Here is a 12,931-nt window from a genome sequence, read left to right on the forward strand (position 1 = left end):
CTAATTAATTTGCTTTAAAAACACATTAAGTTGTTCTTTAAAAAAAGCAGGTTTAAATTTCGTATATAACTTTTCTGCTTGTGGTTTCAGAGCTTTTTCAGATTTGTTTATGTAAGTTTTCGGTTCAAAATCTTTTAAATGAACCGACTCATGGAAGCCTTTTTCTTCAAATAAATTCCAAGTGTCTTTGTCAATCCAAGGTGAAAAAATAGTAAAAGTTTTAACATGTAGTGCTTTAGCCATGTTTATGGCACCACCTTCGTTACCAATTACGGCATCACAATGGGCAGTTAGTGCTAGAAACTCTCGTAGGCTTTTTCCAAATACATCAAAGTAAATTAGTTTTTGGGTAGTTAGTTTACATTTTTCATAAATGGCTTTGGCGTCAGTTTCTTGATTTGGGATATAATTGAACAGAATTTGACCGTTTGTTGTTTCCGCTATTTGGTCAATAACCTGCGCCATATAATCAAATGGATATGTTTTGTTGTGACCACTGCCTAAAACACTAATCATAAACAAAGGCTTATTAAAGTCAATACCATTATTTAATAAAAATGATTTACTGTTTTCAAGCTCTTGATTGGTCAGGTATATTTTAGGCTTAATCTCTTTAAAAGATATCTTTAAAGGCTCTAAAAGTTGCATACGGTTAACTATGGCTAAACCACAATCTAAATTTGTTGTTGTAAGCCGTTTAATATTAAAGTGATATATGAATGCTGAATACCATTTGTGATAGGATATTTTTGTTTTAGCACCAGATAAATGGGTTATAAGATTACTTGATATTTTAGAATAAACATCAACAACCACATCGTAATTAAGATTTTTTATATGTTTTGCAAACTTATAAAGTGCTATCTTGCTGTTTTCTTCTGTTTTTGTTAAGAACACAAAATTATCAACAAAAGGATTGTTTTCTACAACGGGATAAGTATGTGTGTTTATTAAGTAATCCAATTTAGCATTTGGATACTTTTCACGCAAGGCTTCAAACAGAATGCTGCTTGTAAGCACATCACCTATCATTTTTTGTTGTATAACAAGAATTTTCATTTAAACAGCTACATCATATTCCCGAAGCGCATCATTTAAGGATGTTTTTTTATTGGTACTTTCCTTTCGCTTACCAATGATTAAAGCACAAGGTACATTATAATCACCTGCCGGAAAAGATTTGGTATAGCTTCCAGGAATAACCACAGACCTTGCTGGTACAACACCTTTGGTTTCAATTGGTTCATCACCAGTTACGTCAATTATTTTCGTGGATGCCGTAAGGACTACATTGGCACCTAAAACGGCTTCTTTCTCAACTTTTACACCTTCAACTACAATACACCTTGAGCCAATAAAGGCATTATCTTCAATAATAACAGGAGCTGCTTGCAACGGCTCCAGAACACCTCCAATACCAACACCACCAGATAGATGTACATTTTTACCAATTTGAGCACAACTGCCAACAGTTGCCCATGTGTCAACCATAGTGCCTTCATCAACATATGCACCAATATTCACATAGCTTGGCATCATAATAACCCCTTTTGAAATGTAAGCACCATGACGCGCAACGGCATGAGGAACAACTCTGATGCCTTTTTCTTGATAACCGGTTTTTAAAGGTATTTTATCATGGTATTCAAAAATGCCTACTTCAAAGGTTTCCATTTTTTGTATAGGAAAATATAATACCACGGCCTTTTTCACCCATTCATTTACCTGCCATCCAGATTCGGTAGGTTCTGCAACTCTTAGGGTTCCGGCATCAATTAAATCAATAACACTTCTTATGCTATCAATGGTAACTCTATTGCTTAATAAGGAACGATCTTCCCAAGCGTTTTCTATAATCTGTTGAAGTTGTTTCATGAAATCGAGAACTAATTAGAAATGAATTACAAATATACCCTTAGTATTTGATTTTAATAAAAAGAATGAACTAAAATGTATTTGAAACAGGAGTTTTTTATGCTAGTTTTAAATTGTAATTTTGCATAATATGGGAAGACTTCTAGCTATAGATTATGGGAAAAAGAGAACAGGTATCGCTATTACCGATGAGTTACAAATAATAGCTTCTGGTCTTACGACAGTTGATACCAAAGATTTAATAAACTTCTTAAAAGATTATGTTCAAAAGGAGCAGGTAGATTTATTCTTGGTAGGTGAGCCTAAACAAATGAACAATGAAGCATCAGAAAGCGAAGCCTTAATTATTCCTTTCCTAAAAAAACTTCAAAATGTTATACCAGACATACCTATAGAGCGTGTAGATGAGCGCTTTACGTCAAAAATGGCATTTCAAACTATGTTAGATAGTGGATTGTCCAAAAAGAAACGTCAAAATAAGGCTTTGATTGATGAAATAAGTGCTACTCTCATACTTCAAAATTACCTGTATTCTAAATAGGTTTTGACTACTAAAAAATGCATTATCGATGAAATGCACGCTGTAAAGGTTTAAAAACAGTACGTTTATCGATGAAATGCACGGTTTTGTCTTATCATCGATTTTTCGCCTGTTTTCATCAAATAATTTCTGTTTCAGCTTTTGTTGATATATATATTTGTCATGTCTCAATTAATAAACAATAAGACAATGAAACAGTTTTTATTTATATTTTTATTCTTCGCCTTAAGTTTCTCTGGAGTTCAAGCTCAATCAAATGTTGAAACTCAAAAGCCAGAATTGAAGGTAGAAGTTATTAAAACTGAAAAAGCTTCAACTACTAAAGAAGTAGCTGCTAAAAAGAAAGATATACTTAATACTAAAATCAGTCTTAAGCTTAAAGGTGAAGCTGGTCTGTTTATAATTAAAGAAAAACGTATTGCTTGTTAATATACCAAGTATAACCATATACATAATATTTTGAAACTCCTTTATTTAAAGGAGTTTTTTTATGTATTTACGTTATAAGTATTGTATTTTTGCGACCAATAAAAGAAATTTTTGAGAATGGTATTACCTATAGTCGCCTATGGCGATCCTGTTTTAAAGAAAAAAGGAAAAGACATCACAAAAGATTACCCTAATCTTCAAGGGCTTTTGGATAACATGTATGAAACTATGTATAATGCTTATGGAGTTGGACTCGCTGCACCACAAATAGGATTAGATATTCGCTTGTTTTTGGTTGATACATCAGCTTTTGCTGAAGATACTGGTTTGGATGAGGATGAACAAGCATACTTGAAAGATTTCAAGCGTACCTTTATTAATGCTCAAATTATTGAAGAAACCGGAGATGAGTGGGCTTTTAATGAAGGGTGTTTAAGTATACCTGACGTTAGGGAAGATGTTTTTAGAAAGCCTAAAATTACTATTGAATATTACGATGAAAACTTTGAAAAACATACAGAAACCTTTGAAGGGTTAGTTGCAAGAGTTATCCAACATGAATACGATCATATTGAAGGTATTTTGTTTACTGATAAGTTATCTAGTTTGAAGAAGCGCTTAATAAAAGGAAAGCTTTCTAATATTTCAAAAGGTAAAATAAGTGTTGATTATAAAATGCGTTTTCCAAACCAAAAAAAGAAACGATAATATTTGTATAACAATTGCAAACAAAAGATATTTGCCCTCTTTAAAAAAATAATATGAGTTTAGATAAAGTATTGTCAATAGCAGGTAAACCAGGATTGTATAAGATGATTGCCCAAACACGTAGTGGGTTTATTGCAGAATCGATGATTGATAGAAAGCGTATGTCTGTTGGTATACATCATAATGTAAGTATTTTAAGCGAAATAGCTATTTATACGCTTACTGAAGAAAAACCGTTGCGTGAAGTTTTTACTCTTATAAAAGAAAAGGAAAATGGTGGTGAGACTGCGGTTAGTCATAAAGAAAATAAAGATAAATTGGAAGAGTACTTTTTCGAAGTGTTACCTGACTATGATGAAGATCGCGTTTATGCTAGTGATATTAAAAAAATAATACAGTGGTATAACTTACTTCAAAAAAATGATATGCTAGATTTTGAAGAAGTAGTTGTTACTTCAGAAGAAGAAGAGTAAAAGTATTTATTATAGATAATATTAGAATCCAGCAACACGCTGGATTTTTTTGTTTATTATCAATTAGCAATACTATTTTAATTGTAATTTTAGAAAAATTTAAAAGCATGAATTCAAGAGCCAATCAGCTTAAAGCCTTTGACAGATTATTAACCATCATGGATGAACTCAGGGAGCAATGCCCTTGGGATAAAAAACAAACCATGGAAAGCTTAAGGCATTTAACTATTGAAGAGACTTATGAGCTAGGAGATGCTATTTTAGATAATGATCTACAAGAAGTAAAAAAGGAGCTAGGTGACGTCTTATTGCATATTGTTTTTTATTCAAAAATTGGTAGTGAAACTAATGATTTTGATATTGCTGATGTGTGCCACAGTATTTGTGATAAACTAGTCAGTAGGCACCCACATATTTATGGTGATGTTAAAGTTGAAAACGAAGAAGACGTTAAACGAAACTGGGAGAATTTAAAACTCAAAGAAGGCAAAAAAAGCGTGCTAGAAGGTGTGCCAAACAGTTTGCCGGCACTAGTTAAAGCAAACAGGATACAAGATAAAGTAGCGGGTGTTGGTTTTGATTGGGAAGAACCCAATCAAGTATGGGAAAAAGTAGAGGAGGAATTGAATGAATTGCAAGAGGAAGTAAAAAAAGGCCATAGAAATAATATTGAAAATGAGTTTGGAGATGTTATGTTCTCAATGGTGAACTATGCTAGATTTTTAAATATTAATCCTGAAAATGCATTGGAGCGTACTAATAAAAAGTTTTCAAAACGCTTTCAATATTTAGAATCAAAAGCTAAAGAGTTAAATAAAAATTTAAAAGATATGACTCTGTCTGAAATGGATATATTTTGGGAAGAAGCGAAGCGATTACCAAAATAAGTAATTAGAAAATCTTGTGATTTTCAAATATTTCAAAAGGGAAGAAGCGAAGCGATTACCAAAATAAGTAATTAGAAAATCTTGTGATTTTCAAATATTTCAAAAGGGAAGAAGCGAAGCGATTACCAAAATAAGTAATTAGAAAATCTTGTGATTTTCAAATATTTCAAAGCGGAAGAAGTAAAAAAAATATAATTTTTTACTTAAAAACATCCAAAAATTAATTCTGTTCGTATATATGATAAATGACACGTTTCATAAGTAGATTAATAGCATAATCATAGAGATTCTTCTCAAGTGTCATTTTGGTAAAGTTGGTTGTATATAGTTGGGAAAAGCAACCATTTAGTTAGTTTAGTTAGAACTGAAATCCCGCTTGTAGTGTTAAAACTATCAAGCGGGATTTCGTTTTTTGTTTGATTATGGTTGCTTAATAAAGCTCTTTAATCTTATCTAATTTTGTTTTCCAGAGTTCAAGTTCTTGTTTGTGTTTTTCAATATTTTTATGCACATCTTGAACAAGTGGGTTATCATCATTAACATTACTAAAAAACTGTAGATTATTTTCAAGCTGATTTAATTCAGCTTTTACGTCTTTTATTTTCTTACGTATAAATGATCGCTCATTATCTAAATGCCTTGAATCACTTGCGTTATTGAGCACATCTAATTTAGTATCAAATTTTATGAGTTCAGCTTCTTTGGAATTCAATTTGAGTTTTTTAAATGTGGCATCTAGTGCTTTATTGAGTTTACCTTCAATATAACGTTTATGTGGTGGTACATTACCAGCCTCTTTCCATTTAGAGATAAAAGTTTTAACGGCTTCTAAATCTGTTTTTTTGTCACCAGATAAGGATAAACCTTTTAATTCATCCAACAATTTTATTTTTTCAGCATAAGCCTCATTACCTTCGGCATTAGCAGCATCTTTGGCGGCATGTAACTTATCAAAATAGTGATTACAGGCTGTTTTAAATTGTTTCCAAATTTTATCACTGTTTTTTCGCGGAACGTGACCAATCTTTTTCCAATCACTTTGAATTTTCTTCATCAAGGGAGTCGTGGTGTCAAAATCATCACTGTCCTTGTTGTCTTCTGCAATTTTTATCAAGTCTAACTTCTTCTGAAGGTTTTCGTATTGCGACTTTTTTAAATCTTTGTAAAAGGCGTTTTTGTTTCTATTAAACGTTCTTACGGCATCTTTAAATTTTGCCCAAGTAGCTTCATTCACCTTAATAGGAACTTTGCCAGCTCCAAAAAATTCATTTCTTAAAGTTTCAACTTCTTTGATGTTATTTTGCCAAGCATTGTGGGAGTTTGCTCCTTTATCAGCTATGGCTTCTATTTTTGCTATGATTTCATGTTTGATTTCAAGGTTTTTTTCATAAACCTTATCCAATTCAGCAAAATAAGCTTGACGTTTATCATTTATCTTTTTGGTAGCGGCCTTGAAACGTTCCCAAATCTCTTCACGATGTTCTTTTCCAACGGGTCCCAATTCTTCTTTCCACATTTTGTGTAATGCTTGAAGTTCCCTGAAAGCTCTGTTGTGGTCATCATCTTCAGCTAATTCTTCGGCACGCTCAATAATTTTAACTTTTTGTTCCAGATTATGCTTAAAATCTAAATCGCGTAAATCTCTATTTAGATGCAAGAAATCATAGAACATTTCAACATGATGATGATAACTATTCCAAGCATTGTTGTACTTATCTCTTGGAATAGGACCTGCATTTTTCCAACGGTCTTGAAGTTCTTTAAAGTGTTTATAGGTTGTGTTGATGTTTTCTTCAACATTGAAAAGCCCTTTAATATCTTCAATTATTTCCAATCTATTGGCTAAATTGTCTTTAAGATTTCTCTCAATATTTTTATAGTGTGCATTGAGATTACTACGGTATTCTTTGTAAGTTTCCTTAAATTGTTTCTGGATAGGGCTGGAGTAATAGAAGTCAATCTCATTACCACCATCATTCAAAAATTCTTCTTTTTTCTCTTCTAGTAATGAATGAAATTTAGACTTAAATTCAGAACGTATATTTTCAACATGCGATTTAATAGCTTGAACCTTTTCACTTTTTACAAGTTTTTCTAGCTCTTCTGTCAATGCCTCAAGAGACATTTTATCATATTCTTTATGCTCTATTTGGTGTCGGTCTTTGTTGCCTTCATCTTCGGCATCTTCAGCATTAGATTCCTCGATCTCATTTAAAACCTTCTCCTCATCATTTTCATCTACAGCATCATGCTCTACCGCTGTTTCTGGAGTTTCTATTGATTCTTTAGAATTGGTTTCAGATTGATCTTCTGAAGTTATCTTTTCTGCCTTTTCTGGTGTTGATTCTGTGGCTTTCTTTCCGTCTGCTTCTTGCAGGTTATCGTGCTCTGACATTTTACTAAATGTTATGGTTCTTATCTATTACTAAAGTGTTAAAGATAACAACAACTGCAATATTTACAAAAGGTTGATTGATATTTAATAATAAAGCTTACCTGTTCCAAATATCCCAAGCTTTGAGAGCTTGATGCTTTAGCATTTTTGAACCATTAAGGGTTTTGGCATTATGAGTAACTCCCAATTCTAAAAATCGGGTTTGTGTTGGATTGTAAATCAGATCAAATAGAATATGATCTTTAGTGAGTGCTGTATATGGAATTGGTGGATAGGCTTCAACATTGGGAAAGGTTCCTAGAGGAGTACAGTTAATAATAATTTGGTGTGTACTAATTATATTTTCGGTTAATGCTTTATAGGTTAACTGACCTCTTTTTGAGGGTTTTCTTGAAACAAACTGATAATCTATATTCAGTTTTTTTAAAGTGAATGCAATAGCTTTACTAGCACCTCCAGTCCCTAATATTAATGCACGCTTATGCTTGGGTTTTAAATGTTTTGAAATGGATTTTTTAAAGCCATACCAGTCTGTATTATAGCCTTTTAGTTTGCCTTTTTTACTTATTTTTATAGTGTTAACTGCGCCAATCTTTTTAGCATTTTTACTTAAGGAATCTAAATAGGGAATAATGCTTTCTTTATAGGGAATGGTTACATTAAGTCCTTTTATTTCTGAATTGTTATTAATGATATCAGGAAATTTCTCAATGTTATTAATATCAAAGTTCTCATAGCTGGCATTAGTAATACCGTCGTTATTGAATTTTTCTTCAAAAAAGTGTTTTGAAAAAGAATATGAAATGTTTTTACCAATTAAACCATATTTATGCATGCTTCTTTCTAGTTTTTTGTCCGTAAACTTCAAGCGCTAGAACAATAATAATTCCTAAAATGATGTAGGCACAAGCATAATAGGTTTCAGTATGTAATTCAGGAATATAACGTTTGTAGTTTTCAATGATTTTACTTCCTGAACTATCAAACAGGTAAGCACCATCAGAATTAATTTTATAAATGGTTTTTTTCCAGGGCCAAACGACACCTAATGAACCAACAATAAAACCTATAATAGACGAAATAGTAATACTTTTATAGTGTTTTAAAATATAGCTTAAGGCATGAGAAAAAGTTACCAATCCTACCACTGAACCTATGGTGAAAATAGCTAGGACTTTTAACATTCTCATACGCTCATAATTGTCTAAAAACGAAAAATCACCGCTAAAAACATCCATAAAAGTGTCATACAGAGCATTCACGGAATCAACGAGTAGTAAAACATAATTACCCAACAGGATAAGAATAAAAGAACCTGAAAAGCCAGGTAGAGTCATCCCTGAAACACTTATCATACCACAAAAGAAAACAAACCATAGGTTGTCATTTTCAGTAGCTGGATCCAAAAAACTGATGCTAATTCCAAGAGTTATTCCTATGGCAAGTGCGGTGTAAGTTTTATAGTTCCAGTCATCAAAATCTTTGCTGATATAATAAATTGAGCCTATTATCATACCAAAAAAGACGCTCCAAACATACAATTCGTAGTTTTCAATGAGGTAATCTAAAATTTTTGATACACTAAAATAACTGACAACCATTCCTAGAAATAGTAAGCCCAAAAAACGACCGTTTATGTATTGATAAAAACTCTTATAACGCCCATTAATTAAAAGTTTGAATGCTTTTTTATTGACTTTTTGAAGTGAGTAAATAAATTCTTCGTAGAAGCCAGCAACAAAGGCTACAACACCACCAGAAACACCAGGAACTTTATTGGCGGCTCCCATTCCCAATCCTTTTAAAACTAGGAAAACCTTATCGGAGAATGTTCTGGTGCTTTCCATTTATTTTGGTTTTTTACCAAGGCGTTCTAATATAAAAATAGTTGAAAACCCAACAATCATGAGAACAACAGCCAAGGGCCATTGTGAGTCTATATTATTGTTTAATTCAGAATAAGTTAATGCAGACACACTTTTTTCAGCAACTACTTTATAAGATTCAAAATCTACTACTTGTTGTTGGTACAACGTTAAATTGTTCAAATCTGAAACTTCAGAAAAGGGCAGGATTTTTCCACTGGCTTTTTCCATGACGGTCTCTGTCATTTTCCAAGGCCAAATTTTATTCAAGGATCCAAAAATAAAACCTGTTAATAAAGCCAATGTGATATTGTGATAGTGTTTAAACAACCATTTTAAAATATGGCTAAAGCTTAACAAACCAACCAAAGCACCAGATGCAAATATAAAGATACGTTTAAAATCAAAATCATGAAGCGCATCGCTTAAAGTCTTATACGCACCTAAAATTACTAAAATAAACGATCCTGAAATACCTGGTAGAATCATCGCACAAATGGCAATGGCTCCTGCAATAAATAAGAATAAGGACGATTCATTATTAGCCGATGATGGCAAAAGTGTAATATAATAAGCAATGATGCTTCCTATAATTAGTGTGGTTACAGTTGCTAAATTCCACTTGGTTATTTGTTTACCAACAAAATAAATGCTGGCAATAATCAACCCAAAAAAGAATGACCAGATTAAAACAGGGTGATACTCAATTAGGTATTTAGCCAGCCTCATAAATGATACAAAACTCACAATAATTCCTATAAGCAAAGCCATTAAAAAGTTACCGTTTAATGCCTGCCAAAAAGATGTAAATCCTTCAGACCGAAGTTTTTTAAACAAATCTAGATTAATACCACTTATGGTATTGATGAGTTCTTCGTAAATCCCTGAAATAAAGGCAATCGTACCACCAGAAACACCAGGAACGGCATCGGCAGCACCCATAGCTAACCCTTTCAATGAAATCAATAAATAATCTGAAAAACGTCTCTGCATTTTGACTTTTATATAAAAATCAAAGGTAATTAATTTAAGTTAGACGTATAACTTATAATTTTGCTTTTAAAATGGTTTTAACTTGGTTTTTACTATACACATTTGGAAACAATTCCTCAATGATTAAAGCATATTCTGGATTAAAACGAAGTCCGTTTTTTAAGTGGTAAGAACCTTTTTCGGTTTCGTGCATGGTATAGTATAAGCCTGCTAATCTAAATTCTATCTCGGCATTTTCCGGATAAAACTCTGCTGCCTGTAAAAAGTTGTAAACGGCAGCTTCATGTTCTCCTATTTTTAATAAAATATCGCCTCTTGTTAGCCACGTGTTCAATTCGTAATTCCCTAATTCCAATGCTTTTTTATAGCCACGTTCAGCTTCTTCTAAAAAGGAAAGACGCTCATTTATTTGCGCATATAATTTCCAGTAAAGCACATTTTCAGAATCAATATTTATGGCTTTATTTATGTAGTACAGTGACTTTTTGTAATTTCTTTTTTTGATATAGAATTTTGTGATAGCAATCCAACCTTTATCTAAAAGCGGATCTTCCTGTACGGTCTTTTTATAATATTGAACGGCTAAATCAAAATTCTTTAGCTTTTCATAACACGTACCCATACGCAGCAAAGCAAATGATGTGGGATCATCTAATTGCAATGTAATACTGTAAGTTTCTATGGCATCTTGGTAGCTCTTTAATTTTTCAAGTACTTTGCCCTTTTCAAGATAAGCACCAATAAACGTGTCGTCAGAAATGATGGCAAAATCAAAAGCGGCTAGAGCCTTATTATAGTCTTTCAATTCAAAGTATTGTTTGCCTAACTGATGCCAAGCCACTTCACAATAAGGATTGTTATCTAAAAAGGTGTTTAAATAAGAAATAGCTTCGTCATGTTGTCCTAAAAACTCAAAGCAATAAATCATGTTGTGTAGCGCTGAATAATCTTGTAAATCAGCTTCCAAACATTTCATAAAATAGTTTTTTGCTTCTTCAAACTTATCTAAAAACAGATATTCCATTCCAATTAAAGAATAAATATCAACCACATCTTCTGTGAGATTTAAAGACTTTTTAAGGACTTTAATAGCCATTTCATGGTTATCCCTTTTTGAGAGGATATTGGCCTTTTGAATATAAATTTCCTCATTTTGAGGTTCTATAATATACAACTCATTGATTAAGGCATCCGCTTTATCCAGATTATTCTCAAACACATAAATCTCTACCTTAAACAATTTTAAGTTGGTGGAAGTAGGATGCTGTGAGAGTCCTAATTTAATAGCTTTTTTTGCTAAAGCTATCTTTCCTTGGTTGAGGTAGTGGTGAATGATATTTTCAAATTCTTCTGAATCAAAAAACAAAACGTGGTTTGTTTTTAGCATGGATTCGAATCGGGTGAGTGGTAAATTGTTGTTGTCGTTGGGACGTAGCTCCATAAGCACATTTATATGGTTTTCCTTGAATAAATGTAAGGTTCTATGTTCATGTTTAAGGCAGAATAGTTAAATGTTTTTAACAAAGTAATCAACAGTCAAGCTGTAAAATAGGTTTGATTGCTGATTGTCAGAGGCTTGAATTTGATTTTTGGATGTTATCTAAAATAGTAGTTATAATCTTACAGCCAGCAATTAACTCCTCATTTGAAATTGTTAAAGGCGGTGTGATACGAATAGCAGCTGGCTCAAACAATAACCAAAATAGTATGAGACCTTGTTCCTGTGCTGTTAATATGACTTGGTTGGTAATTTCAGCAGATGGTGTTATAGCAGCGAGCATCAATCCTTTTCCACGAATGTCATTTATAAGCGGATGATTTAGATGTTTTCTAATGATTCGTTCCTTTTCCAAAGTTTGCTTCATTAAGTTACTTTCTACAACTTCTGTTAGTGTTGCCAAAGCCGCTGCAGCAATAACAGGGTGACCACCAAATGTGGTGATGTGTCCTAGTTTTGGATTGTCTTCCAATAATGACATTAATTCGTGAGAAGCCGTAAAGGCACCAATAGGCATGCCACCACCTAATCCTTTGCCAGTAACCAATATATCCGGAATACAATTGTAATGTTCATAGGCAAATAAGGTTCCTGTTCTACCCATACCTGGTTGAATTTCATCAAGTATTAACAACGCACCTACAGCATCACACTGCTTGCGAACTTGCTGTAAATAATTGTCTTTAGGTTCAATAAAACCAGCGCCACCTTGAATGGTTTCTAAAATCACACAGGCTGTTTTGGTTGTAATGTTTTGAATATCATCGGGATTATTAAATCCAATAAATTTTACATCAGGTATGAGTGGTCTGTAAGCTTGCTTGCGTTCTTCATAACCCATAACACTCATGGCTCCCATAGTATTGCCATGGTAGGCCTGTTTAGCAGCAATAATTTCACTTCTTCCAGTAGCACGTTTAGCTAATTTTATAGCGCCTTCAACAGCTTCCGTTCCGGAATTGGTTAAATAGGTTTTTTCTAAATTATCAGGTAAATGATTTGCCAATAATTTGGTAAGATCTACTGCAGGTTTTTGGATGTATTCACCATAAACCATGACATGCAAGTACTTATCTAATTGTTCTTTGATTGCTGAAACAACTTTGGGATGCCTATGGCCAAGTGTGCAGGCTGAAACACCAGCTACAAAATCTAAATAGGCTTTGTTGTTTGTGTCATAAATATAAGAACCTTCGGCATGGGATATTTCCATAGCTAATGGATGCGGAGAGGTTTGTGCTTGGTATTTGAAAAAATCGTTTTTCAC

13 protein-coding genes are annotated in these 12,931 nt (G+C 32.8%); 5 read left to right on the top strand and 8 right to left on the bottom strand.

Features of this window, described 5'->3' with window-relative positions; genetic code table 11:
- Window positions 1-1,059 (bottom strand): glycosyltransferase family 9 protein, encoded by a 1,059-nt coding sequence (locus C1S72_RS13570; RefSeq protein ID WP_104736274.1) that lies wholly within the window; start codon window positions 1,057-1,059, stop codon window positions 1-3.
- Window positions 1,060-1,875: a 2,3,4,5-tetrahydropyridine-2,6-dicarboxylate N-succinyltransferase gene (locus tag C1S72_RS13575; RefSeq protein WP_104736275.1), complete on the bottom strand. Its 816-nt coding sequence runs from the start codon at window positions 1,873-1,875 to the stop codon at window positions 1,060-1,062. It abuts the gene before it with no gap.
- 130 nt (window positions 1,876-2,005) lie between these two features.
- Here C1S72_RS13575 and ruvX point away from each other — a divergent pair, with 130 nt between their 5' ends.
- The 5 genes from ruvX (at window position 2,006) to mazG (ending at window position 4,913) form a co-directional block, all read left to right on the top strand.
- Window positions 2,006-2,416, top strand: coding sequence for a Holliday junction resolvase RuvX (ruvX, locus tag C1S72_RS13580; protein ID WP_104736276.1), 411 nt, complete (start codon window positions 2,006-2,008; stop codon window positions 2,414-2,416).
- Window positions 2,417-2,605: 189 nt separating this feature from the next.
- Entirely contained in the window at window positions 2,606-2,845 is a 240-nt protein-coding gene (locus C1S72_RS13585) for a hypothetical protein (protein ID WP_162919991.1), read from the top strand.
- A gap of 117 nt (window positions 2,846-2,962) precedes the next feature.
- Window positions 2,963-3,553, top strand: a complete 591-nt coding sequence (def, locus tag C1S72_RS13590; protein WP_104736278.1) for a peptide deformylase — start codon at window positions 2,963-2,965, stop codon at window positions 3,551-3,553.
- A gap of 53 nt (window positions 3,554-3,606) precedes the next feature.
- Window positions 3,607-4,026, top strand: coding sequence for a DUF5606 family protein (locus tag C1S72_RS13595; protein ID WP_104736279.1), 420 nt, complete (start codon window positions 3,607-3,609; stop codon window positions 4,024-4,026).
- Between the two features lie 107 nt (window positions 4,027-4,133).
- A complete protein-coding gene (gene mazG, locus C1S72_RS13600; protein WP_104736280.1) occupies window positions 4,134-4,913 on the top strand; it encodes a nucleoside triphosphate pyrophosphohydrolase in 780 nt (259 codons plus the stop codon).
- Window positions 4,914-5,343: 430 nt separating this feature from the next.
- Here the strand turns inward: mazG and C1S72_RS13605 are convergent, their stop codons facing one another.
- From C1S72_RS13605 to C1S72_RS13630, 6 genes are all read right to left on the bottom strand, one after another.
- Window positions 5,344-7,308, bottom strand: coding sequence for a DUF349 domain-containing protein (locus tag C1S72_RS13605; protein WP_104736281.1), 1,965 nt, complete (start codon window positions 7,306-7,308; stop codon window positions 5,344-5,346).
- A gap of 97 nt (window positions 7,309-7,405) precedes the next feature.
- Window positions 7,406-8,143, bottom strand: a complete 738-nt coding sequence (locus C1S72_RS13610) for a shikimate dehydrogenase family protein (RefSeq protein ID WP_104736282.1) — start codon at window positions 8,141-8,143, stop codon at window positions 7,406-7,408.
- On the bottom strand, window positions 8,136-9,155 hold the full coding sequence (locus C1S72_RS13615; protein WP_104736283.1) for a DUF368 domain-containing protein: 1,020 nt from the start codon (window positions 9,153-9,155) through the stop codon (window positions 8,136-8,138). Before C1S72_RS13615 ends, C1S72_RS13610 begins: the two co-directional genes overlap by 8 nt.
- On the bottom strand, window positions 9,156-10,166 hold the full coding sequence (locus tag C1S72_RS13620; RefSeq protein ID WP_104736284.1) for a DUF368 domain-containing protein: 1,011 nt from the start codon (window positions 10,164-10,166) through the stop codon (window positions 9,156-9,158).
- 52 nt (window positions 10,167-10,218) lie between these two features.
- Complete coding sequence (locus C1S72_RS13625) at window positions 10,219-11,607, bottom strand: tetratricopeptide repeat protein (RefSeq protein WP_104736285.1); 1,389 nt, start codon at window positions 11,605-11,607, stop codon at window positions 10,219-10,221.
- A gap of 127 nt (window positions 11,608-11,734) precedes the next feature.
- On the bottom strand, window positions 11,735-12,931 hold the full coding sequence (locus C1S72_RS13630; RefSeq protein ID WP_104736286.1) for an aspartate aminotransferase family protein: 1,197 nt from the start codon (window positions 12,929-12,931) through the stop codon (window positions 11,735-11,737).

It is taken from the genome of Hanstruepera ponticola (assembly GCF_002940745.1).
Taxonomy (GTDB): domain Bacteria; phylum Bacteroidota; class Bacteroidia; order Flavobacteriales; family Flavobacteriaceae; genus Hanstruepera; species Hanstruepera ponticola.

Coding starts and splice junctions, on each gene's coding strand:
- C1S72_RS13570 (WP_104736274.1), bottom strand. CDS start 1,059: ATGAAAATTCTTGTTATACAACAAAAAATGATAGGTGATGTGCTTACA.
- C1S72_RS13575 (WP_104736275.1), bottom strand. CDS start 1,875: ATGAAACAACTTCAACAGATTATAGAAAACGCTTGGGAAGATCGTTCC.
- ruvX (WP_104736276.1), top strand. CDS start 2,006: ATGGGAAGACTTCTAGCTATAGATTATGGGAAAAAGAGAACAGGTATC.
- C1S72_RS13585 (WP_162919991.1), top strand. CDS start 2,606: ATGAAACAGTTTTTATTTATATTTTTATTCTTCGCCTTAAGTTTCTCT.
- def (WP_104736278.1), top strand. CDS start 2,963: ATGGTATTACCTATAGTCGCCTATGGCGATCCTGTTTTAAAGAAAAAA.
- C1S72_RS13595 (WP_104736279.1), top strand. CDS start 3,607: ATGAGTTTAGATAAAGTATTGTCAATAGCAGGTAAACCAGGATTGTAT.
- mazG (WP_104736280.1), top strand. CDS start 4,134: ATGAATTCAAGAGCCAATCAGCTTAAAGCCTTTGACAGATTATTAACC.
- C1S72_RS13605 (WP_104736281.1), bottom strand. CDS start 7,308: ATGTCAGAGCACGATAACCTGCAAGAAGCAGACGGAAAGAAAGCCACA.
- C1S72_RS13610 (WP_104736282.1), bottom strand. CDS start 8,143: ATGCATAAATATGGTTTAATTGGTAAAAACATTTCATATTCTTTTTCA.
- C1S72_RS13615 (WP_104736283.1), bottom strand. CDS start 9,155: ATGGAAAGCACCAGAACATTCTCCGATAAGGTTTTCCTAGTTTTAAAA.
- C1S72_RS13620 (WP_104736284.1), bottom strand. CDS start 10,166: ATGCAGAGACGTTTTTCAGATTATTTATTGATTTCATTGAAAGGGTTA.
- C1S72_RS13625 (WP_104736285.1), bottom strand. CDS start 11,607: ATGGAGCTACGTCCCAACGACAACAACAATTTACCACTCACCCGATTC.